At 32.5% G+C, this 22,561-nt stretch carries 21 protein-coding genes; all 21 read left to right on the top strand.

Annotated elements, in window-relative coordinates; all coding sequences use genetic code 11:
- Window positions 1–22: 22 nt before the first annotated feature.
- The 21 genes from F3K33_RS20780 (at window position 23) to F3K33_RS20680 (ending at window position 22,377) form a co-directional block, all read left to right on the top strand.
- Window positions 23–2,557, top strand: coding sequence for a glycyl radical protein (locus F3K33_RS20780; RefSeq protein WP_023973069.1), 2,535 nt, complete (start codon window positions 23–25; stop codon window positions 2,555–2,557).
- Window positions 2,558–2,648: 91 nt separating this feature from the next.
- Complete coding sequence (locus F3K33_RS20775; protein WP_034850289.1) at window positions 2,649–3,569, top strand: glycyl-radical enzyme activating protein; 921 nt, start codon at window positions 2,649–2,651, stop codon at window positions 3,567–3,569.
- A gap of 29 nt (window positions 3,570–3,598) precedes the next feature.
- A complete protein-coding gene (gene pduB / locus F3K33_RS20770) occupies window positions 3,599–4,396 on the top strand; it encodes a propanediol utilization microcompartment protein PduB (RefSeq protein WP_012060216.1) in 798 nt (265 codons plus the stop codon).
- Window positions 4,397–4,556: 160 nt separating this feature from the next.
- Window positions 4,557–4,835, top strand: coding sequence for a propanediol utilization microcompartment protein PduA (gene pduA, locus F3K33_RS20765; protein WP_012060215.1), 279 nt, complete (start codon window positions 4,557–4,559; stop codon window positions 4,833–4,835).
- 80 nt (window positions 4,836–4,915) lie between these two features.
- Window positions 4,916–5,689, top strand: a complete 774-nt coding sequence (locus F3K33_RS20760) for a hypothetical protein (protein WP_012060214.1) — start codon at window positions 4,916–4,918, stop codon at window positions 5,687–5,689.
- 120 nt (window positions 5,690–5,809) lie between these two features.
- The gene (locus F3K33_RS27010; RefSeq protein ID WP_023973066.1) at window positions 5,810–6,433 is read left to right on the top strand and encodes a BMC domain-containing protein; all 624 of its coding nucleotides are present in this window, start codon (window positions 5,810–5,812) and stop codon (window positions 6,431–6,433) included.
- Between the two features lie 45 nt (window positions 6,434–6,478).
- A complete protein-coding gene (locus F3K33_RS20750; protein ID WP_012060212.1) occupies window positions 6,479–6,736 on the top strand; it encodes a EutN/CcmL family microcompartment protein in 258 nt (85 codons plus the stop codon).
- Window positions 6,737–6,773: 37 nt separating this feature from the next.
- The gene (locus F3K33_RS20745; protein ID WP_023973065.1) at window positions 6,774–8,123 is read left to right on the top strand and encodes an aldehyde dehydrogenase family protein; all 1,350 of its coding nucleotides are present in this window, start codon (window positions 6,774–6,776) and stop codon (window positions 8,121–8,123) included.
- A 25-nt stretch (window positions 8,124–8,148) separates the two neighbouring features.
- Entirely contained in the window at window positions 8,149–9,255 is a 1,107-nt protein-coding gene (locus tag F3K33_RS20740; RefSeq protein ID WP_236892364.1) for a 1-propanol dehydrogenase PduQ, read from the top strand.
- Between the two features lie 68 nt (window positions 9,256–9,323).
- On the top strand, window positions 9,324–10,637 hold the full coding sequence (locus F3K33_RS20735) for a sensor histidine kinase (RefSeq protein ID WP_012060209.1): 1,314 nt from the start codon (window positions 9,324–9,326) through the stop codon (window positions 10,635–10,637).
- Between the two features lie 2 nt (window positions 10,638–10,639).
- Window positions 10,640–11,650: a response regulator gene (locus tag F3K33_RS20730; protein ID WP_039771815.1), complete on the top strand. Its 1,011-nt coding sequence runs from the start codon at window positions 10,640–10,642 to the stop codon at window positions 11,648–11,650.
- A gap of 29 nt (window positions 11,651–11,679) precedes the next feature.
- On the top strand, window positions 11,680–12,879 hold the full coding sequence (metK, locus tag F3K33_RS20725; protein ID WP_012060207.1) for a methionine adenosyltransferase: 1,200 nt from the start codon (window positions 11,680–11,682) through the stop codon (window positions 12,877–12,879).
- A gap of 20 nt (window positions 12,880–12,899) precedes the next feature.
- The gene (locus F3K33_RS20720; protein WP_039771813.1) at window positions 12,900–13,769 is read left to right on the top strand and encodes a DUF7973 family transport facilitator; all 870 of its coding nucleotides are present in this window, start codon (window positions 12,900–12,902) and stop codon (window positions 13,767–13,769) included.
- A gap of 33 nt (window positions 13,770–13,802) precedes the next feature.
- Entirely contained in the window at window positions 13,803–14,081 is a 279-nt protein-coding gene (gene pduA / locus F3K33_RS20715; protein ID WP_012060205.1) for a propanediol utilization microcompartment protein PduA, read from the top strand.
- Between the two features lie 36 nt (window positions 14,082–14,117).
- Window positions 14,118–14,756, top strand: a complete 639-nt coding sequence (locus F3K33_RS20710; protein WP_012060204.1) for a phosphate propanoyltransferase — start codon at window positions 14,118–14,120, stop codon at window positions 14,754–14,756.
- Between the two features lie 39 nt (window positions 14,757–14,795).
- Complete coding sequence (gene eutJ / locus F3K33_RS20705) at window positions 14,796–15,614, top strand: ethanolamine utilization protein EutJ (RefSeq protein WP_023973060.1); 819 nt, start codon at window positions 14,796–14,798, stop codon at window positions 15,612–15,614.
- Window positions 15,615–15,639: 25 nt separating this feature from the next.
- On the top strand, window positions 15,640–17,058 hold the full coding sequence (locus tag F3K33_RS20700) for an aldehyde dehydrogenase family protein (RefSeq protein WP_039771811.1): 1,419 nt from the start codon (window positions 15,640–15,642) through the stop codon (window positions 17,056–17,058).
- Window positions 17,059–17,277: 219 nt separating this feature from the next.
- Window positions 17,278–18,603: a 4Fe-4S dicluster domain-containing protein gene (locus F3K33_RS20695; protein ID WP_039771809.1), complete on the top strand. Its 1,326-nt coding sequence runs from the start codon at window positions 17,278–17,280 to the stop codon at window positions 18,601–18,603.
- A gap of 39 nt (window positions 18,604–18,642) precedes the next feature.
- The gene (locus tag F3K33_RS20690) at window positions 18,643–19,191 is read left to right on the top strand and encodes a BMC domain-containing protein (RefSeq protein ID WP_039771807.1); all 549 of its coding nucleotides are present in this window, start codon (window positions 18,643–18,645) and stop codon (window positions 19,189–19,191) included.
- A gap of 649 nt (window positions 19,192–19,840) precedes the next feature.
- Window positions 19,841–21,526, top strand: a complete 1,686-nt coding sequence (locus tag F3K33_RS20685) for a 2-oxoacid:acceptor oxidoreductase subunit alpha (RefSeq protein WP_039771805.1) — start codon at window positions 19,841–19,843, stop codon at window positions 21,524–21,526.
- Window positions 21,526–22,377, top strand: a complete 852-nt coding sequence (locus F3K33_RS20680) for a 2-oxoacid:ferredoxin oxidoreductase subunit beta (protein WP_012060198.1) — start codon at window positions 21,526–21,528, stop codon at window positions 22,375–22,377. The genes F3K33_RS20685 and F3K33_RS20680 overlap by 1 nt, the downstream gene beginning before the upstream one ends.
- Window positions 22,378–22,561 lie beyond the last annotated feature (184 nt).

Here is a 22,561-nt window from a genome sequence, read left to right as displayed (position 1 = left end):
TTTTTTGAGGAGGGAATTATAAATGATATCTAAAGGGTTTTCAAAACCAACTGAGAGGGTTGAAAGATTAAAAAGAATGATTGTGGATGCAATTCCGTATGTAGAATCAGAAAGAGCGGTTCTTGTAACAGAATCATATAAGGAAACAGAAGGTCTATCTCCTATATTAAGACGTGCTAAAGCCGTAGAAAAAATATTTAATAATCTACCTATTACTATTCGTGAAGATGAATTAGTAGTTGGTGCAATTACTAAAAATCCACGTTCTACTGAAATCTGTCCAGAATTTTCTTATGATTGGGTAGCTAAAGAATTTGACACAATGGGAGCAAGAGTTGCAGATCCATTCCAAATTCCGAAAGAAACAGCAGCGGAATTAAGTGAAGCATTTAAATATTGGGACGGTAAAACTACAAGTGCACTTGCTGACTCTTATATGTCTCAAGAAGCAAAAGACTGTATGGCAAATGGAGTATTTACTGTAGGAAATTATTTCTATGGTGGTGTCGGACACATTTGTGTTGATTATGGAAAGATTTTAAGAAAAGGGTTTAAAGGCATTATTGCTGAAGTTATTGAAGCAATGAGTAAAATGGACAAGAAGGACCCTGATTATATAAAGAAACAACAATTTTATAATGCTGTAGTAATTTCTTATAGCGCAGCAATAAATTTTGCACATAGATATGCTCAAAAAGCTAGAGATATGGCAGCTGCAGAATTAAATCCAACTAGAAAAGCAGAATTGTTACAAATAGCTGCTAACTGTGAAAGAGTACCTGAAAATGGTGCAACAAACTTCTATGAAGCTTGTCAATCATTCTGGTTTATTCAAATAATGGTTCAAATTGAATCTAATGGACACTCAATTTCGCCAGGACGTTTTGACCAATATATGTATCCTTACCTTAAAGAAGATAAAAATATTTCAAAAGAATTTGCTCAAGAGTTAGTTGATTGTATTTGGATTAAACTTAATGATATCAATAAAACTCGTGATGAAATTTCAGCTCAAGCTTTTGCAGGTTATGCTGTATTCCAAAACCTATGTGTTGGTGGACAAAATGAAGAAGGGCTTGATGCTACAAATGAAATATCTTACATGTGTATGGATGCAACAGCTCATGTTAAATTACCAGCGCCTTCATTCTCTATCCGTGTATGGCAAGGAACTCCAGATGAATTCTTGTTAAGAGCTTGCGAAGTTGCAAGATTAGGGCTTGGCGTACCTGCTATGTACAATGATGAAGTTATAATTCCAGCATTAGTTAATAGAGGTGTTACTCTTAGAGATGCACGTAACTATTGTATTATCGGCTGTGTTGAACCTCAATGTCCAAACAAGACAGAAGGCTGGCATGATGCAGCATTCTTTAATGTAGCTAAGGTATTAGAAATTACATTAAATAATGGTAAAGTAGGCAACAAGCAATTAGGTCCTATCACAGGAGATATAACAACATTTAAGAGTATCGATGATTTGTATGCAGCATTTAAGAAGCAAATGGAATACTTTGTTTACTATCTTGTTGAAGCAGATAACTGTGTTGATTATGCTCATGCTGAAAGAGCACCATTACCATTCTTATCAGCAATGGTTGATGACTGTATTGGAAGAGGCAAATCTGTTCAAGAAGGTGGAGCAATTTATAACTTTACAGGACCACAAGCTTTTGGTATAGCAGATACAGGAGATTCCGTATATGCAATTCAAAAACATGTATTTGAAGATAAAACTATTGAAATGGATCAATTAAAAGCAGCATTAGATGCAAACTTTGGACATACTGGCGTTAATACAGTTAGTACAAGCAATAACAATGCCGATGTTACTGAAATGCAGATATATGAAGCAGTTAAGAGAATATTAAGTAATTCTGGATCAATTGATATATCTGAAATTCAAAGTAGAATCTCTTCAGAATTTACTTCACCTAAAACAACAGTTTCGGGAGATTTTGATAATATAAGAAGACTTCTTGAAAGTACTCCTTGCTTTGGTAATGATATAGATGAAGTTGATATGGTTGCTCGTAAATGTGCACAAATATACTGCTTCGAAGTTGAAAAATATACTAACCCACGTGGAGGACAATTCCAAGCTGGAGTTTACCCAGTATCTGCAAATGTATTATTTGGTAAAGATGTTGCGGCATTACCAGATGGTAGATTAGCTAAGACTCCTCTTGCTGATGGTGTATCTCCTAGAGCAGGTAAAGATTGTGCAGGTCCAACTGCAGCAGCAAATTCTGTTGCTAAGTTAGATCACTTTGTAGCATCAAATGGTACACTTTATAATCAAAAATTCTTACCATCTGCAGTTGCTGGAGATACAGGATTACAAAACTTTGCTTCTGTAATAAGAAGTTACTTTGATCATAAAGGTATGCATGTTCAATTTAATGTAATTGATAAGCAATTATTATTAGATGCTCAAAAGCACCCAGAAAATTATAAAGACCTGGTTGTTCGTGTTGCAGGCTATAGTGCTCAATTTACTGTATTAGCAAAGGAAGTACAAGATGACATTATAAATCGTACTGAACATTCACTTTAAGCTTATTTGAACATAATAAGTAGGCCAAAATTTTATCCCTTATAAGTTTTATTTGAAAAAGTTACACTTTATAAGGTTAGGGGAGATGTGCATGATGGATACAATTAATTATAGTATGGAAGGAACAGTATTTGATATACAGAGATTCTCTATACATGATGGCCCAGGAATTCGTACAATAGTTTTTTTAAAAGGATGTCCTTTATCATGCTTATGGTGTAGCAATCCTGAATCACAGAAAATTAAACCTGTCATAATGTATCAATCTGCGAATTGTATTCATTGTGGAAGATGTATTTCAGCCTGCAAAATAGGTGCAATTAGTGTTAATAATAAAGGTTTTATAAATAGAGAAATTTGCACAGCATGTGGTGAATGTAGCAATGTTTGTCCAACAAGCTCTTTAGTCTTAAAAGGTAAAAAAATGACGATTGAACAAGTTATAAAAGAACTCAAAAAAGATGCTATAAATTATAGACGATCTGGTGGTGGAATCACTTTATCAGGAGGAGAACCACTAGTGCAGTCAGATTTTTCAAAAGAACTTTTTAAGGCATGTAAAGCACAAGGTTGGCATACAGCTATTGAAACTACAGGTTATGCAAATTCAGAAACTATTGAAGAAGTATTTCCTTATATAGATTTAGTGCTTATGGATATTAAGAGTACAAATCTTGAATTACACAGAAAATACACAGGAGTTTCTAACGAAATAATTCTAAATAATGCAAAGAGAATTTCTGAAATATCAAAAATGGTAATTAGAGTACCATTAATACCAAACTTTAATTCTTCAATGCAAGATATTTTGGAATTATGTAGGTTTACTAAAACGTTGAATAACATTGATACGATTCATTTGTTACCATACCATACTTATGGTGAAAATAAATATGAACTCCTTGGAAGAGATTATCTTATGAAAGACTCACGGTCATTAAAAGAAGATGAGATTGAAGTCTTAAAAAAGATTATTGAGGATCAGGGGATTAAATGTATTATTGGTGGTTAAAGATATAATTTTAGAATGGAGGAGTCAAAATGGATCAACAATTGATTGAAAAGGTAATGAAACAGGTTTCTAGCGAACTTGGAATATCTGTTAAAAATCAAAATAATGATTCTCAAAATATAAGCAAAAATACTAGTGGAGGAATAGGTGTTACTGAATTTGTAGGTACTGCAATAGGCGATACTATTGGACTAGTAATTGCAAGTGTAGATCCACTACTTACAGAAACTATGAAATTAGGAAAGTACCGTTCAATCGGTATCATAGGTGGAAGAACTGGAGCTGGACCTCAAATTATGGCTGTTGATGATGCTGTTAAAGCTACAAATACAGAAGTTATTTCTGTTGAATTACCTAGAGATACTAAAGGCGGAGCAGGTCATGGAAGTTTAATTTATATAGGAGCTGATGATGTTTCAGATGCTAGACGTGCAGTTGAAATTGCACTTTCAAGCCTAGATAAATATTTTGGAGATGTTTATGCAAATGATGCAGGACATTTAGAATTCCAATACACAGCTAGAGCGAGCTATTGTTTAGAAAAAGCTTTTGGAACACCACTAGGCAGAGCATTTGGAATGGTTTGTGCAGGACCAGCTGCAATTGGAACAGTTTTAGCTGATGTTGCTGTAAAAGCTGCTAATGTTGATGTTGTGGGTTACTGTTCACCAGGAAACGGAACAAGTTTCTCAAATGAGGTTATATTAACTTTCAGTGGTGATTCGGGAGCTGTAAGACAAGCTGTAAGAGCATCAATTGAAGTAGGTAAAAAGTTACTAGGTGCGTTAGGTGATGAACCTAAATCAACAACAACACCTTATATATAAGTAGAGAACCCAAATCTGTGATTTGGTGTGAATCACTTACTCAGCGAGTGAATACGAGTCGAGTTTCCTTATCAATATAATATATTAAATTCAATATTTTCTATATAAAGTTAAATATAAAAAAACAAAAGTTTACCTAAAATTTAAGGAGGTATTTAATATGAATTCAGATGCATTAGGAATGGTTGAAACTAAAGGGTTAGTTGCTGCAATAGAAGCAGCAGATGCTATGGTTAAAGCGGCAAATGTTAATTTAATAGGATATGAAAAGATAGGCTCAGGTCTAGTAACAGTTATGGTTCGTGGTGACGTTGGCGCTGTAAAAGCAGCAACTGATGCAGGGGCTGCATCTGCTAGATTAGTTGGAGAAGTTGTTTCTATTCATGTTATTCCACGTCCTCATATGGACACTGAAAAGATTCTTCCTAAATTCGTATAACAAGATTTTAAATTATAATGAGATAGTTATGCAAAAAGAAAATATTACAGTAATTGCTTTTAGAGCTTAGGAGGGATAACGTGGAAATAGATGAGAAAAGACTAAGAGAATTAGTGATTAAAGCCATACAATTGCTTCAAGCCGAAAGCTCTATACAGAATTTGTTTATTCCCCGAAAGAAACTGTATGTGATATTTACTGAAGAGTGGAATAACAAGTATTCATCTCTATTTGAAGAATTAGATAAGCGAAACGAATATGAAGTTTATGCAGTATTACCAGATGGAATATATAATGATTTTCACCTAAGTAATTTGAAAAAATTTAGTGTATGTAAATCCGTAATAAGTAGAAAGAATGCTGACTTTGATGAATCATCAGAATATCTCACGGTATTTCCAGTAGTTCCTAGAGAAATCGTAGTTAAAACAGCATTATGTATTGATGATATTTTTGAAAGTAGATGGATTTTTAAAAGTATGGAAAAGGGACAAAGAATTATTTTACTCAGTTCAGGACTTGAAAAATTTACTGGCAAAGAGCCACCTAGTTATATTAATAAGATATTAAATTATTACAAGACTTTGTTGGAATTTAATATTGAAATAACAAAGGATATTTTTCAAATTGAAGAATATGAAAATAAATTTAGTGAAAATAGTTCCGTGGTCTATGAAAGTACAGAATATAATGAGGTTTTAAATAATAAAGATGGCAAAAGAATAATTACTGTTCAGGAAATAGAGAGATATAAGAATGATAAAAAATTATTCTTATATTCAGGAGATATAATAACTGAGTTAGCTAAGGATAAGGCAAAAAATTTAAACATTCAAATTATTAGAAGAAGTTAGAGTATATTCAAAGGTATCGTTTAGTATAATAAAGATTTTCATAGAATGCGAGATTACTCGTATTTTATGAAAATTGTAAAAAGATGCACACATTAATAAAGATTAAAGTGAGGTGACAAGATGAAAGAAGCATTAGGTTTAGTTGAAACAATAGGTTTATCAACTGCTATTTTAGCTGCAGATGCTATGGCGAAAACGGCTAATGTTAATATAATTGACCTTGAAAATACTAAGGGATCCGGGTACATGACGATAAAAGTTTCAGGAGATGTTGGAGCGGTAACAGCTGCAGTTACAGCAGGAAGACAAGTTGCTGTTGAAAACAACGCATTTGTTTCATCTAAAGTAATTCCAAGACCTTCTAATAATATAGAAAGCGCTTTTTGTCAGCCTAAAAAGGAAGAAGATACTTCTTCTATCACAGAGAATAATATAACTGAAGAAAGTAATGTAAGTGAAGAAAATAATGTTATTGAGGAAAATAATACTGTTGAAAACAAAGAAGATTTAGAAAATCACGTAGTTGTATTAGAAGAGGCTTTAACTGAGAAAGTTGAAAAGCTGGAAGATAAACAGGAAGGAAATACTTCTCAAAGTGAAGAGACAGTAGTTGAAAATAATGAAGACATCAATCAATCTGAAGAAGATGGTATTCAACTTAAGCAATCTGATATAGAAATTTCTCAATCTCAGTCAGAAGAAAAGAGAACTAGAAAAACTAGCAGTAGAAAAAAAGGAAAATAATAAATAGCACTTTTTAAGCTGTTAAAGGAAAGGACTGTGATTATTATGTATATGGCAAAAGTTGTTGGTAATGTTGTAGCTACAAGAAAAGATGATTCATTGGTTGGATATAAGTTAATGATTGTAAAGAGAATAGATGTAAAAGAGAATTTTATTGGCAACGAAGAAGTTGCAGCAGATTATGTCGGAGCAGGTATAGGGGATTATGTATTACTTTGTAAAGGGTCAGCTGTACGTGTAGAGAAACAAAAGGTTGCTATTGATATGGCTATTATTGGAATCATAGATACAATTGATGTCTAAAAATTCATTTATTCCATAATCAAGAGAGGAGGTTAACATGGATATAAATTATAAATTTTTTAATAACGAAGAATTAAAAAGTGGTGTTTTTTCTTCAGTGAACGATGCAGTTTTAGCAGCGGTAGGTGCATATAATCAATATAGCAAATTTACTTTGAATGAAAGACAAGAGATTATTGATTCTATTAAGGAAAAGCTTTTATCTAGGGTTGAGGAAATAGCTTATATGACAGTTGAAGAGACTGGAATGGGGAATGTGCATGACAAAATTGAGAAACTTATTCTAGCGATTAAAAAAACACCAGGAATAGAAGACTTAATTACTGAAGTGAGAACAGGAGATAATGGGATGACATTATATGAACTATCATCTTATGGTGTTATCTGCGCTATACATCCATGTACTAATCCATGTGCCACATTAATTAGTAATACAATAGGGATGCTGGCAGCAGGAAATGGAGTTGTTCATTGCCCACATCCAAGAGCAATAAAAGTGTCAAAATATGTTACGGAGATAATCAGTATTGCAATAAGAGAAAGATGTGGAATAGATAATTTAGTTGTAACCTTAAATGAAAATTCAATTACTTGTACTAATGAAATTATGACTCATCCAGATATTTCAATGGTGGTTACGACAGGTGGTAATAATGTATTGCGGCAAGCAATGGCATCTGGCAAAAAAGTTATTGGAGCTGGACCTGGTAATCCTACGACTATTGTTGATGAAACTGGTGACATTAAAAAGGCTGCAAGAGATATTGTAAGGGGAGCTTCTTTTGATAATAATATAATGTGCATTTCAGAAAAAAGCATAGTAGCTGTTTCAAGTATTGCTGATTTATTAGTAGAAGAGCTTGTTAGAAATAATGTATACTACGTAGATAATGATGAGGAAATGCTTAAACTCACAGTAGCTACATTAACAAGCGACATGACCTTAAATAAGACTCTTGAAGGTAAAAGTGCAAATGAGATTTTAAAGGCTGCAGGAATTGTATGCGAGAGAGATATTAAGCTTATTGTAGTTAATACTATAAAGCAGCATCCATTTGCAACAGTTGAAATGCTTATGCCACTTGTACCATTAATAAGAGTAAAGAATTTTGAAATAGCCTTGGATACAGCACTTGAAATAGAACAAGGATTCAGGCACACAGCAACAATTCATTCTCAATCAATTGAAAGATTAAATGTAGCAGCAAAAGTAATGCAGACGGCAGTATTTGTTAAAAATGGTGCTTCACTCGTAGGAATTGGATGTAATGGTGAAGGTGATACCAGCTTTACAATTGCTACAATCACAGGAGAAGGCACTACTACAGCAAGGCATTTTGCAAGAAGAAGGCGATGTTCCCTAACAAATGGTTTTTCAATTAGGTAGGAAAGGAGAGGAAGTTTTGAAAAGTGTGTATATTAAAACAAAAATATATTCAGGAGAAAATTCTCTGAAGCGCCTAGAGAAATTTAAAAATACAGACATCTGTGTGGTATGTGATCAATTTCTTGTGAAAAACGGCAGCGTAAAAGGTCTATTGAGTTTTATTAATGACAGTAATAATGTTTCTGTTTTTGATGAGGTTATTCCAGACCCGCCACTAAATGTAATTGGAAAAGGTGTTGCTCTTATTAAGAAAAATAATCCTAGCATAGTTATTGCGTATGGTGGAGGCTCTGCTATAGATACAGCAAAGGGAATTATTTATTTCGCAAAACAGCAAAACTTTATCGATAAAGTTAATTTTATAGCAATTCCAACTACAAGTGGAACTGGATCTGAGGTAACGTCAGCGACAGTAGTTACTGATACTGAGACAAAAACAAAGCATATTATTTTTGATGATGTGATGCTACCAGATGAAGCGATCTTAGATGCCAATCTAACAGTTTCTGTTCCAGCAGACATTACTGCAAATACAGGAATAGACGTTTTAACTCACGCAATAGAAGCATATGTTGCAAAAGATGCAAATGTATATTCAGATGCATTAGCTGAAAAAGCTGTTGAATTGGTCATTGAATCTTTAGTACAGTGCTATAAACAAGGTAATGACATCGCAGCAAGGAAAAAAATGCATGAAGCATCTAATTTGGCAGGTATGGCTTTTAATATAGCGGGTCTTGGTATAAATCATAGCATTGCTCATCAATTAGGAGGTAGATTTCATATTCCACACGGACTTGCCAATTCAATCTTGGTGAATATTGTAATAGATTATAACTGTGAAGATCATGAGATTTTAAAGAAATACGCTAAATTAGTTTATAAAACTGGTATGGTGGAAAAAGCACAAAGTGATGAATTTGCAGTTGAAGTTTTAAAAACATATATTAAAACACTGACGAAGATTATGAACATGCCTCAAAACTTAAAAGAGTGTGGTGTAGATAAAAATGAATTTGACAATGTAAAATCAATTATAGCTGAAAATGCACTAAAGGATGGATGTACACAAGCAAATAGAAGAGAAATTACAAAATTTGGTATGGAAAGACTGATTCAATTAGTGTACTAACCTAATCTTAGTATGATAGAATATATTTAGAAAAATATATTCTTGTGATGTATGAAGGAGTGGGTTAAATGCATGAATTCCATGATAGAACAAAAGGTGAAATCGTTGACAGCAATACGCAGATTGATGAGAATTTAATTAATAAATTTAATATAATCAATTTATTCGGCAAAGAAACATTAGAAGATATCCAGGAAAAGATATCTAGAGCAACAGGCCTTGCATTTGTTACTGTTGATTATAAAGGTGAACCAATTACCAAAATGACTTCTTTCACAGAATTTTGTAGCGAGATTAGAAAAAATAAGAAAGCAGAATGTGTCTGTAAGTCTTCCGATGCTTTTGGTGGAATTCAGGCAGCAGTTACACAAAAGAATTGTGTATATTTTTGCCCTTGTGGATTACTTGAAATTGCAATACCTATAATCGTTAGAGGCCATTACCTAGGTGGCTTTATTGGCGGACAAGTGAGATGCTTAGATGCACCTTCAGGAGTAAGTAAACTTGAAAATGTAATAAAACATTCTCAAAATTATAGGGAAGATAAGCATATGTTAAGTTTGTTTGAGTCTGTTCAATTATATGATTATGAAAAATTTATGAGTGTTGCGGAATTAATTTCTCTTATTATAAATCAATTGGGAGAGAAAGAAGCATATAGATTAATGCAAAAAAACTCATTAAAAAAGGAAGTTGAGGAATTAAATAATTCTAGAAAAGAACTTGAAATAGAAAATGCATTGAAAAAAAATGAACTTATAAATCTCAGAGCTCAATTAAACCCACATTTTTTAATCAATGTTTTGAATTCGATTTCTAATTTAGCAGCTATTGAAGATTCACCTAAGACAAATGAGATGATTGTAATGTTTGCAGATTATTTAAAGCAGAGTTTAGGTAGTCAAAAGAGCTATACAAATTTATCAGATGAATTCGAAAATATTGAAAAATATTTGAAGATTCAGAAAGTTAAGTATGGAGATTTGCTTCAATATTCAATTAACATGAATGAAAAAATGCATTATCAAAGAATCCCAAGCCATATTATTATGCCATTTGTGGAATATGCTGTTTTTTATGGAATTGCAACAAAGAATAACGGTGGAAAAGTAGCGGTAACTTCTTATTATGAAGGTAAGGATGTTGTTATATGTATTTCTGACAATGGATCTGGATTTAGTGATGAGGCAATAGCTAAGAAATTCAAGATATATAAAGGTGGTTATGAGGGAGAATCTATTCAGATAAGCATCTCCAATGCAAGAGAAAAGCTCATAACATTATTTGGTGAAAAGTATGATACTTTTATTGAAAATACTGAAGGAGAAGGTACAAGGAGTATTATAAGATTTCCAATAAAATTTGAAGAAAGGAATGTCTAGATATGTATGGAGTATTAATTGCGGATGATGAACCACTAATGAGAGCATCTTTAAAGGTTATGATATCTAAAGTTGAAGGATTTGAGGTCTTATATTCTGTTGGTAGCGGTGAGCAGGCAGTTGAGATATGTAAAAATAATAAAATAGATATTGTTTTTATGGATATCATGATGCCTGGTGAATCAGGGATAGAATCTAGTAAAAAGATATACACCATTAATCCAAGTACCACTATTTTTATTGTATCATCTTATAACAGTTTTGATTTTGCAATTGAAGCTTTAAAAACTAAAGTTAAAGAGTATATATCAAAACCTGTATCCTTTTCTCAAATAGAAAAATTATTGAGCAATTATAAAGATGAGAATCAGAATGTTAAAAGTGAGATAGAAGGGAATAAGTATGACAGTCTACTTTTAATAATTAAAGAAAAAAATTACAAAAAAATGTATTATGAAATTCCTAAGATAATAGATGAGATATGTTCTTCTAAAAAGTCTGATACAAAGTTACTAAGAGAAGAATTTATGCAAATAGGAGAAAATCTTATTAATTCTGTCCAACTGCTAAACAAAAAGCCCAAAAAGCTTAATGAGCTATTTCCGATGGAAGAAGATTTAGGCAATGAGAAAAGATTTTTAGAATTTTGGTTATTCAAGGTTATGAATTATGTTTTTCAACAAAATAGCATAAAAAAGTATTCAATATTAAATGATGTGTTTAGTTATATTGAAAATAATATTGAAGAAGAGATTGGATTAAATGAGATAATTAATAATTGTTCAGTAAGCCAAGGTTATTTAAGTAGAATTTTTAAAAGGCAGTTTAACATAAGTGTTATGGAATATTTGCATATGAGAAAGATTAATATGGCGAAAAGTTATTTTTGTTTTACTGATTTAAGTATTACGGATGTTGCATTTAAACTTGGATATAATGAGAGCAGTTATTTTAGCAAAGTGTTTAAGAAGTATGAAAATACAACGGTTTATAAATATAAAAAAATGTTGTAGAATCAGAAAATCAAGGTAGGTGGTAAAATATGAGCGAATATTTTGTTACATCAGAATCTGTAACAGAAGGACATCCTGATAAAATTTGCGATCAGATATCGGATGGAATCTTAGATGCGTATTTAGCACAGGATAATAATTCAAGAGTTGCAGTAGAAACAATGGTCTCAAAGAATACAATTATGATAGCAGGAGAGGTTACTTCAAATGCAAAGGTAAATATTGTTGAGGTTGCAAGAGAGGTTGTAAAAAATATTGGTTATACGAAAGAAGAATATGGTTTTGATTATAAGACCTGCCTAGTGTTTACAAATATCAATAAACAGTCTCCAGATATTGCTTTAGGTGTTGACAAAATAGAAGAAAACAGGAAGATTACTAAAGCAATATTAGGAGCTGGTGATCAAGGAATTATGTACGGGTATGCCTTTAATGAGACTGATAATTATATGCCATTAACGTGTGATCTAGCTAATAAACTTACAATGAGGTTATCTAAACTTAGAAAAAGTGAAGGAATTCCTTGGATTCGTCCTGATGGTAAATCTCAGGTTACAATGAAATATGATAGTAATGGGAATCCAATTAACATTTCAAGCATAGTAATTTCAATTCAACATGATCCGGATATTGACTATGATTATATGAAAAATGTTATTGAATATGAGGTTATTCGTAATGTTATTGATAGCAAGTGGATTAAATATGATACGAAGATACATATTAATCCTACCGGAAGATTTGTTATAGGTGGTCCTGCAGGCGATACTGGTTTAACGGGACGAAAAATTATGGTAGATACTTATGGTGGAATTGGAAGACATGGTGGTGGAGCCTTTTCAGGAAAAGACCCCACAAAAGTAGATAGATCAGCAGCATATATGGCAAGGTATGTGGCAAAAAATATAGTTGCTGCAAAGCTGGCTGACAAGGTTGAATTATCCTTAAGCTATGTAATTGGAGAAGCTGAACCAGAAGCAATAACTATTAATACATTTGGAACTGAGAAAATAGATATTAAAGATATAAGAAAAATAATTAAAGAGACTTTTTCTTTTTCGGTTGCTAACATCTTAGAGCAACTTGATTTAAAGAAACCACAATTTTTTAATACAGCCGCCTATGGTCATTTTGGGCGTGAAAATAAAAATTTTAAATGGGAAAAAACTGATAAAATGGAACTTTTAAGAAAGAAGGCAATGCAATGTGTTTTGGAAAATTTTAAATAGTATTTAAGGAGTTTGATGTTATGAATATCTATGCATTAATAGCAGCATTTGGTGGAGGAGCTTTAGGAGCACTTCTTGGATCAATACCTGCTTTTATTTTAACGGGAATTTTAGCAGTTGTTGGAGGAATTTTAGGATTAGCAGGTATTGCTGAACCAACGGTTGGAAATATTACTTTTGGTTCTTTTTTAGGTCCTCATATTGCATTTGCAGCAGGAGTAGCGGCAGCAGCATTTGCTGGGAATAAAAGAAAAACATTGAGCAATGCAAACGATGTATTAACACCATTATATTCAATTAATGATTATACAGTAATACTCGTTGGAGGCCTATTCGGAGTTATAGGTTTCTTATGTCACTATGTTTATGGTGCAGTATTGAACTTTAAAACAGACCTTCCTGCTATTTCTGTTTTCACCGTTTTGATGATTTCGAGATTAGTATTTGGTAAGACAGGTCCGGTTGGTAAGTATACTGGGTCAGGCAAAAGAGATTGGCTTCCTGATACAAAAACATTAGTTAATCATATTGTGCTTGGATTAACAGTTGGAATTGTTGTAAGCGGTATTGCTATATCAATGGTTAATTCGGGTGTATCGCCTAAAGTTATGTCTATGTATCCTATCGTTTGCTTTGGAATTAGTGCAACTTCATTGATTTTCTTGCAGACTGGTTTTGGAGTTCCGGTAACACATCATATCACTTTACCAGCTGCAGCGGCTACAGTTATGACAGGAAATATATTTATAGGTGTTTGCGCAGGAATTGCCTGTGCAATAGCTTGGTTAATTGCAGGAAAAGTTATTAACAGTTATTGTGATACTTATATAGACCCACCAGCTACAGTAATATTTATTTCAATGTTTATTATTAATGCGATGTTCATTTAGATTTATATGTTAAAAAATAAGGAGGAATTTATTATGAATAATGAAGCTTTAGGAATGGTTGAAACAAAAGGCTTAGTTAGTGCAATAGAAGCAGCTGATGCAATGACAAAGGCAGCGAATGTTATGCTTGTTGGATATGAAAAAATTGGATCAGGGCTTGTAACTGTAATGGTTCGCGGGGATGTTGGAGCAGTAAAAGCGGCTGTAGATGCTGGAGTTGCAGCTGCAAGAAATGTTGGCGAAGTGATTTCGCAACATGTTATTCCAAGACCACATATTGATACAGAAAAGATATTACCAAAAACTTTATAGAGTTTTTATAGGATATCTAGAGAGTGAGTTGATAAAATGCATAGCGAAGATGTAGTAAAGTTAATTACTAAAATAGTTGTAGATAAAATCAAAGCATTAGAGAATTATAAAATTCCTATTGGCGTATCAAATAGGCATGTGCACCTAAGTCAAAAGGATTTAGATATTCTATATGGTCTAGGATATAGCTTAACTAAAAAAATTGATTTGAAACAACCAGGACAATTTGCAGCTAATGAAACTGTAACTATTAGAGGTCCTAAAGGTGAATTTGAAAATGTCCGTATTTTAGGGCCTATAAGAAGTGAAAGTCAGGTTGAAGTTTCAATGACAGATAGTTTTAGGTTGGGGGTAAAACCTCCAATTAAAGAATCAGGACAACTAGAAAATACTCCAGGACTTGAAATTATAGGACCTAAAGGGAGTGTGAAAATTCCAAACGGAACAATCATTGCTTTAAGACATATTCATATGACACCTGAATATGCTGAGAAAATGGGAGTGAAAGATAAGGAAATTGTTGAAGTGGAAACTATGGGCGAAAGACATGGTATCTTAGGTAATGTTTTAATAAGGGTTTCTGATAAGTCTTCTCTTGAAATGCATGTAGATGTTGATGAAGCTAATGCTTGTGCTTTAAAAAATGATGACTTTGTTATCCTGCATAGGAAGTAAGCAGTTAGTTACAAATTAATTATGATAGGAGAGATAAGAATGTTAATAAATAGCGACATATTAACAGAATTCTCCAATTTGATTGCTGAAAATAGAAGTAATTCATTTGAAGGAGAGCTTAAAACGGGAGTAGACCTAGGAACGGCCAATATTGTTGTATCAGTTGTGGATTCTAATAATAATCCTATTGCAGGAGCTACTTACCCTTCTACTGTTGTTAAAGATGGAATTGTAGTAGATTTTGTAGGCGCTATAAATATAGTTAAAAGTTTAAAAGCTGAGGTTGAAGAAATAATTGGTAGAGAGCTTCTAACAGCAGCAACTGCTGTACCACCAGGAATTATTTCCGGTAATGTAAAGTGTATATCCAATGTTGTAGAAGCAGCAGGATTTGAAGTTATAAATGTTGTGGATGAGCCAACAGCGGCAGCTAGGGTGATAGACATTAAGGACGGTGCAGTTGTTGATGTTGGAGGTGGAACAACAGGAATTAGTATATTGAAGGATGGACAAGTAATTTTTACGGCTGATGAAGCAACTGGGGGTACACATATGACACTTGTACTTGCAGGATATTATGGAATATCAATTAAGGAAGCAGAAGAATTAAAGAAAGATCCTAAGAAAGACAAAGATATATTTCCAATTATTAAACCTGTAGTTCAAAAGATGGCGTCAATAGTAAAACGATATTTAAATGGTTATGATGTTTCGGAAATTTATGTTGTTGGAGGAGCTTCATCCTTTGAAGAATTTAACGATGTTTTTGAAAAAGAAATAGGTATTAAAACCATAAAGTTTAATGAGCCTTTATTAGTAACGCCTTTAGGCATTGCAATGAACTGTAATAGAGGATGAAAATTTTAAAAAGAGGTGTATATAAATGGATGTAGATGTAGTATTAGTTGAAAAACTTGTTAGGCAAGCAATAGAGGAAGTGAAAAATAAAAACTTATTAAATTTGGATAAATTTGAGTCTGTAAAAAATTACGGTATTTTTGGAACTATGGATGCGGCAGTTGAAGCATCATTTGTAGCACAAAAACAATTATTAAATGCTTCTATGAAGGACAAACAAAAATATGTGGATACTATAAAAGCTACTATCTTGAAGAAAGAAAATTTAGAATTGATTTCAAGAATGTCTGTTGAAGAAACAGAAATCGGTAAATATGAACATAAGTTAATTAAAAATAGAGTAGCAGCTGAAAAAACACCGGGAATAGAAGATTTAACTACAGAGGCTATGACAGGAGATAATGGACTTACTTTGGTTGAATATTGTCCATTTGGAGTAATTGGTGCTATTACTCCTACTACAAATCCTACTGAAACTATTATTTGTAATTCTATTTCTATGATTGCGGGCGGGAATACAGTAGTGTTTAGTCCACACCCAAGAGCAAAAAATGTTTCAATAAAATTAGTAACTATGTTAAATAAAGCATTAGAAGAGGCAGGGGCTCCTGATAATCTTATAGCAACAGTTAAGGAACCTTCTATTGAAAATACAAATATTATGATGGAGCATCCAAAAATCCGAATGCTCGTAGCAACTGGTGGACCAGCCATAGTTAATAAGGTTATGTCTACGGGGAAAAAAGCTATTGGAGCGGGGGCAGGAAATCCTCCTGTTGTTGTTGATGAAACTGCTGATATAGAAAAAGCTGCTATTGATATTGTTAATGGATGCAGTTTTGATAATAATGTCCCTTGTATAGCTGAAAAAGAAGTCTTTGCGGTTGATCAAATATGTGATTATTTAATACATTACATGAAACTGAATGGAGCTTATGAAATTAAAGATAGAGACTTGATTCAAAAACTTTTAGATTTAGTTACAAATGAAAATGGCGGACCTAAGGTTTCTTTTGTAGGAAAGAGTGCACCATATATCTTAAATAAGCTTGGTATTTCAGTAGATGAGAATATTAAAGTAATTATAATGGAAGTAGAGAAAAATCATCATTTCGTTTTGGAAGAAATGATGATGCCTATTCTACCTATTGTAAGAACAAAAGATGTAGATGAGGCTATTGAATGTGCTTACGTTGCTGAGCATGGAAATAGACATACAGCTATAATGCATTCAAAGAATGTTGACAAGCTCACTAAAATGGCAAGACTTTTAGAAACAACTATTTTTGTTAAAAATTCACCATCTTATGCTGGAATAGGTGTTGGTGGGGAAGGAACTACAACATTTACTATTGCAGGTCCTACTGGTGAAGGTTTAACAACAGCTAGGTCTTTCTGCAGAAAACGCAGATGTGTTATGGTAGATGCATTTAATATAAGATAATCTAGTCAATTATGATAATATATTTCCCTTTATACTTTGTCACTATGTTTATCTAGTAGATTACTATTGGAAAACATACTTCATTGTTTAATGGGAAATATTTATCATATTATGGAATTAATATTTTCTCTCATATATCTTAAAGAAAAAATTTGCGATAAAGAGAAGATGTGTGCAGGCGGTACTTTTTCAATGAAATAGAATTGGAGTAGAGAAGTTATGGAAAAAAGCTTTATTGATTTAATAAAAGATGCTGGAATAATTGGAGCCGGTGGAGCTGGTTTTCCAACACATGTGAAATTAAATGCAAAAGTTAAAACCGTAATAGTGAATGGTGCAGAATGTGAACCATTGCTAAAGGTAGACCAACAATTGATGGATAAGAAAGCAGATGAAATTCTTTACGCATTAAACAAAGTTGTTGATGAGACCGAAAGTGAGGTAGGGATAATTGCGCTAAAAGGGAAATATAAAAGCGCAATAAATACCTTGAATTCAAAAATCAAAGATTATCCTAAATTACAACTGTTTATGTTGGAAAATTTTTATCCTGCTGGAGATGAGCAAATTCTTGTATATGAAGTTACAAATAAGATTGTGCCAGAGGGTGGAATACCTCTAAATGTAGGAGTCATAGTAATTAATGTAGAGACACTATTGAATGTGTATAATGCAATTAATGGTATTCCTGTCACTGAAAAATATTTAACCATCACTGGCGAGGTTAAGAATCCAATAACAGTTAAAGTACCTATAGGAATTTCTATTGAAGAAGCAATTGAAATTGCAGGCGGCAGATCTATAAAAGATTTTTGCGTTATAGATGGTGGACCAATGATGGGAAAAATAGTAGAGGATATTCAAAGTCCAATCAAAAAAAATACAAAGGGGCTAATAGTGCTTAAAAAGGAGCATAAAATAGTACAATCTAAAATAAAGAGTATACAAGCTACCATAAGAGATGCAAGAATAGCGTGTTGTCAGTGTTCCTTATGTACGGAAGTATGTCCGAGACATTTGCTAGGGCACAAAATTGAACCATCTAAAATAATGAGAATTGCTAGTTATGGTAAGACTTGTAGTACAGAAATCTCACCTACAAACACTTTTCTTTGTAGCGAATGTGCTATTTGTGAACAAGCATGTATTATGGGATTACAACCTTGGAGGTTAAATAAATTCTTTAAAGGGGAATTAAGCAAAAATGGTATAAGAAATCCTCATAATAGGATACCCGAAAAGGCTGATGAATTTAGAAGGTATAGAAAATTTCCTGTTGAGAGATTAAAGCAAAGGCTTGACATAAATAAATATAATTCAGATTCACTTTTAGAAGAGAAAGAATACGATTTTCAAAAAGTTACAATATTACGATCACAACATATAGGGGCAAAAGCTGAACCTATAGTTAAAATTGGAGATAAAGTTCAAAAAGGTGATTTGATAGGAGAAATTTCAGATGGGAAGCTAGGAGCTAAGATCCATGCAAGCATAGATGGAATTATAAAAGAAATAACAGATGAAAGTATAGTTATAGTTAAATAATATATTCATTATTAATCTATGAAAGGGGAAGAGAAAGCAATGAGAAGGTCTATTGGATTACTTGAATATAAAAGTATTGCAAAGGGAATGGAAGCATGTGATGAAATGCTTAAATCTTCAAATGTCAAATTAGTTTTAGCTTCACCAGTATGTCCTGGGAAATACATAGTGATATTATCTGGAGATGTAGGGGCAGTTGAAAATGCTGTTAAGGTAGGGATTAATATTGGAGGCAGTTATCTTATAAGTGATTATTTGATAGCAAATGTTCATGAAAATGTATTCCCTGCGATTACAGGAACAATTGATATTGGAAAAATCGATTCGTTGGGAATTGTTGAAACTATATCAGCAGTAGCTTCTATAATTGCAGGCGACGTAGCATTGAAAGCTGCAAATATAGATTTATTAGAAATAAGAATTGCAAAAGGGCTTTGTGGAAAAGGATATATGTTAATGACTGGAGAAGTGTCCGCCGTAAAATCTGCAGTTGAAGCTTGCGAAAGTAGACTTATAGAAACTGGTGAAATCATAAGTACAGTTACAATACCATCACCAAGCAAGGAATTGATTTCAAGCTTGCTTTAGGAATAGGAGTGAATATAAAGTAAAGATATATGCTTATCTATTTACTACTTTTTATATAAAGAGATAGTCTGTATTTACTTGGCTTAATAATGCATTGCATAATCTTCATAAAGTTTATTAGACTATCCCATAAACGGATTTGTGATTTTCCACCATATCTCAATTTATTCGTTAGAAATTTGTTTTACTACCTACAATAAATGCACCTAATTTCTTATCTTTTGAGCTGATTGCTTGCATTATAATGCAATCATCCTCTATATCCATAACTAAATAGTAGTATACAGAGATTAGAACAACTACTATTCCTTGCTTACCTTTATATTTGTCTATAAGCTTTTCGCTACTACCAGTTATTGATTAATTTTTACATCCCAGGCTTGCTAATCCTTCTATAATTAAAGTTAAATATATAGTTTTATTTTTCATTGATTGAGTAGCATAAATCTAAACAAGCGTATCTTTTAACAATAATCCCTTATCAATAAATTAGTATCAATATTAGCATATTATTAAAAGGATGTTTTGATATATTAAAAAATTGTAGGTTTTATGCGTTTAAAGATTATATATAGTCATAATACTGAGAAACAATAATAAAATATTATCAGCATGCAATTTATAAGCGTTTTTAGAAGGGAGGAATTTTATGATTTATAATATTTTAATTGGAGGAGCAGCTGGGCTAGGAATGGAGACCATTTCCTCTATATTAGAGAAAGTTTTAAAAAGAAAAGGATTTGAAATATTTACTATACAGGACTATATGTCAAGGGTAAGAGGCGGACATAATTTTTTTCAAATACGCTTTGGAAATGAGCAAATAAATTCTCATTGGGATGATATTGATGGAATAATCGCTTTAGACAAAGAAACAATTGATCTTCACATCGGCAGATTAAAGGAAGATGGGTTTATAATTGCTGACGAGCAAATTAAGCTTGAGGATAAAAGATTCTTTGGCCTTACTCTTAAAGCTTTGGCTAAAAGCATTGGAAATCCAAAAGTATATGGTAGCATAGCTTTGGGCGTTTTTGTAAAGTTATTTAATTTGGATTTAAGTGGCATTAAGGAAGTATTAGCAGAAAAGTTCAAAGAGGAAATTGCCAATAAAAATTTCAATGCATTTGAAGAAGGATACAAGCTAGTTGCACCAAAGTATCAAATTCAACCTAAGAACAATGATGAGAGTATTTTAATTGGAGGAAATGATGCTATTGCTCTTGGGGCTATTGCAGCAGGATGTAAGTTTTATTCTGCTTATCCAATGACACCATCTACAAGTATAATGAATTATCTTGCCTCAAAAATGAATGAAGCAGAAATTGTAGTTGAACAGGCTGAAGATGAAATTGCTTCAATAAATATGGCTATTGGAGCCTCTTATGCAGGTGTTAGAGCAATGACAGGATCGTCTGGAGGAGGATTTGCGCTAATGGTAGAGGCGGTAGGCTTATCCGGAATGCTTGAGGTACCTCTTGTAATAGCAGAGATACAAAGGCCTGGGCCTACTACAGGTTTACCAACACGAACAGAGCAAGCAGATTTGAAATTTGTTATAGCCTCATCACCAGGGGAAATACCTAAAATGGTAATAGCATTAAGGGAACCAGAAGATGCATTTTATCAAACTATAAGAGCATTTAATCTTGCTGATAAGTATCAAATACCAGTTATTTTACTTGGAGATCAGTTTTTAGCTGATAGTATAAGAACTGTAAAGCCTTTTAATTTTAATAAGATTAAAGTAGAAAGGTATTTAAAAGATGATGAATATATAAATGCTAAAGATTATAAGCGTTATGAATTAACAAAGACAGGTGTTTCGCCACGTATAACTCCAGGTAAAATACCAGGATTAACAGTATTGGTAGATAGTGATGAACATGATGAATATGGACATATTACTGAATCAGGTGAAGTAAGAAATAAAATGAATGATAAGAGACTAAGGAAAATGGAATATTTAAAAGAAGAACTTTTAGAACCTGAATTCATCGGTGAAGAAAATGCAGATACTTTACTTTTAGCATGGGGATCATTATATAGTCCGGTTAAGGAAGCTATAGAACTTCTTAATGGACGTTCAGGAAATAATAATAAATACTGCTCATTAGTATTTGGAGATGTCTGGCCTTTACCTGAGAAAAATCTTAGGAAGTATGCAAAAAAAGTAAAAAATATAATAAACATAGAGCAAAATGCGACAGGACAACTAGCAGGACTTATTAGAGAATATACAGGCATTGAATGCAATAGCAGTATCTTAAAATATGATGGAAGACCTATTTCATCTCAAGAAATATACAGTAAGCTAATTGGAGGTGAGCAATAATGAATAATGAAATATTTCTAACATCAGAAACAGCTTGGTGTCCAGGATGTGGGGATCATAATATTCTTGATGCTCTAAAGCAAGCACTTATAGATTTAGGTAAGGCTCCACACGAAGTGCTTATTGTTGGTGGAATAGGTCAAGCTGCTAAAACACCTCAATATATAAATACTAATGGATTTTGTGGCCTTCATGGAAGATCATTACCACCTGCAGTTGCAGCAAAGATTGTAAATAAAAGATTAACTGTAATAGTAAATACAGGAGAAGGGGATTCTTATGGAGAAGGAGGAAATCACTTTATTCATAATATTAGGCGTAATGTAGATATAACACATTTTGTTCACGATAACCAAATATATGGGTTAACAAAAGGACAAGCATCACCTACAACTGACATCGGACATGTAACAGATGTTCAGCCAAATGGGTCAAATAACATTCCTATGAATCCAGTAGCGCTTGCAATAACGCTTGGTGCCGGTTTTGTTGCTAGAGCATTTAGTGGAGATAAGGAGCATTTGAAGAAAGTTATGATTGAAGCTATTAATCATAAAGGATACGCTCTTGTTGATATTTTACAGCCATGTGTGTCATTTAATAAAGTTAATACATTCCAATGGTATAATAAAAGAGTTTATAAACTTGGAAAAGAATACGATCCAAGCAATAAATTGAAGGCTATTGAAAAATCAATGGAATGGGGAGATAAGATTCCTTTGGGAATTTTATATAAAGAAGAGAAATCCAACTTCCATGACAAAGTTAGCTTTTTAAAAAATGGAGAATCACTTGTTGAAAGTGAAATTAAAATAGATAAGATCAAGGAATTTATGAAAGATTTTATATAAAAATAGTATAGGAAAAAATTAATAATCAAAAGTAATTACATTTTAGTAATCAAGGCCCGATTTTTATTAGATTGGGCCTTTTAAATACGAATGATCGTTATAAATAACATATATTTTTTTAAGCAGATAATTTCTAATGAAATCTGAGTTTCTATTTTAATAAATGTTATATTTTTATATTACA

Origin of the sequence: Clostridium beijerinckii, assembly GCF_008705175.1 — a bacterium.
GTDB classification, from domain to species: Bacteria; Bacillota; Clostridia; order Clostridiales; family Clostridiaceae; genus Clostridium; species Clostridium beijerinckii.
Note: the sequence above shows the minus strand (reverse complement) of the source record. Positions and strands in the feature narration are given on the sequence as shown.

What these genes read in the sequence shown, in the direction of transcription:
- F3K33_RS20780 (WP_023973069.1), top strand. Translation starts at nt 23, where the DNA reads ATGATATCTAAAGGGTTTTCAAAACCAACTGAGAGGGTTGAAAGATTA.
- F3K33_RS20775 (WP_034850289.1), top strand. Translation starts at nt 2,649, where the DNA reads ATGATGGATACAATTAATTATAGTATGGAAGGAACAGTATTTGATATA.
- pduB (WP_012060216.1), top strand. Translation starts at nt 3,599, where the DNA reads ATGGATCAACAATTGATTGAAAAGGTAATGAAACAGGTTTCTAGCGAA.
- pduA (WP_012060215.1), top strand. Translation starts at nt 4,557, where the DNA reads ATGAATTCAGATGCATTAGGAATGGTTGAAACTAAAGGGTTAGTTGCT.
- F3K33_RS27010 (WP_023973066.1), top strand. Translation starts at nt 5,810, where the DNA reads ATGAAAGAAGCATTAGGTTTAGTTGAAACAATAGGTTTATCAACTGCT.
- F3K33_RS20750 (WP_012060212.1), top strand. Translation starts at nt 6,479, where the DNA reads ATGTATATGGCAAAAGTTGTTGGTAATGTTGTAGCTACAAGAAAAGAT.
- F3K33_RS20745 (WP_023973065.1), top strand. Translation starts at nt 6,774, where the DNA reads ATGGATATAAATTATAAATTTTTTAATAACGAAGAATTAAAAAGTGGT.
- F3K33_RS20735 (WP_012060209.1), top strand. Translation starts at nt 9,324, where the DNA reads ATGCATGAATTCCATGATAGAACAAAAGGTGAAATCGTTGACAGCAAT.
- F3K33_RS20730 (WP_039771815.1), top strand. Translation starts at nt 10,640, where the DNA reads ATGTATGGAGTATTAATTGCGGATGATGAACCACTAATGAGAGCATCT.
- metK (WP_012060207.1), top strand. Translation starts at nt 11,680, where the DNA reads ATGAGCGAATATTTTGTTACATCAGAATCTGTAACAGAAGGACATCCT.
- F3K33_RS20720 (WP_039771813.1), top strand. Translation starts at nt 12,900, where the DNA reads ATGAATATCTATGCATTAATAGCAGCATTTGGTGGAGGAGCTTTAGGA.
- pduA (WP_012060205.1), top strand. Translation starts at nt 13,803, where the DNA reads ATGAATAATGAAGCTTTAGGAATGGTTGAAACAAAAGGCTTAGTTAGT.
- F3K33_RS20710 (WP_012060204.1), top strand. Translation starts at nt 14,118, where the DNA reads ATGCATAGCGAAGATGTAGTAAAGTTAATTACTAAAATAGTTGTAGAT.
- eutJ (WP_023973060.1), top strand. Translation starts at nt 14,796, where the DNA reads ATGTTAATAAATAGCGACATATTAACAGAATTCTCCAATTTGATTGCT.
- F3K33_RS20700 (WP_039771811.1), top strand. Translation starts at nt 15,640, where the DNA reads ATGGATGTAGATGTAGTATTAGTTGAAAAACTTGTTAGGCAAGCAATA.
- F3K33_RS20695 (WP_039771809.1), top strand. Translation starts at nt 17,278, where the DNA reads ATGGAAAAAAGCTTTATTGATTTAATAAAAGATGCTGGAATAATTGGA.
- F3K33_RS20690 (WP_039771807.1), top strand. Translation starts at nt 18,643, where the DNA reads ATGAGAAGGTCTATTGGATTACTTGAATATAAAAGTATTGCAAAGGGA.
- F3K33_RS20685 (WP_039771805.1), top strand. Translation starts at nt 19,841, where the DNA reads ATGATTTATAATATTTTAATTGGAGGAGCAGCTGGGCTAGGAATGGAG.
- F3K33_RS20680 (WP_012060198.1), top strand. Translation starts at nt 21,526, where the DNA reads ATGAATAATGAAATATTTCTAACATCAGAAACAGCTTGGTGTCCAGGA.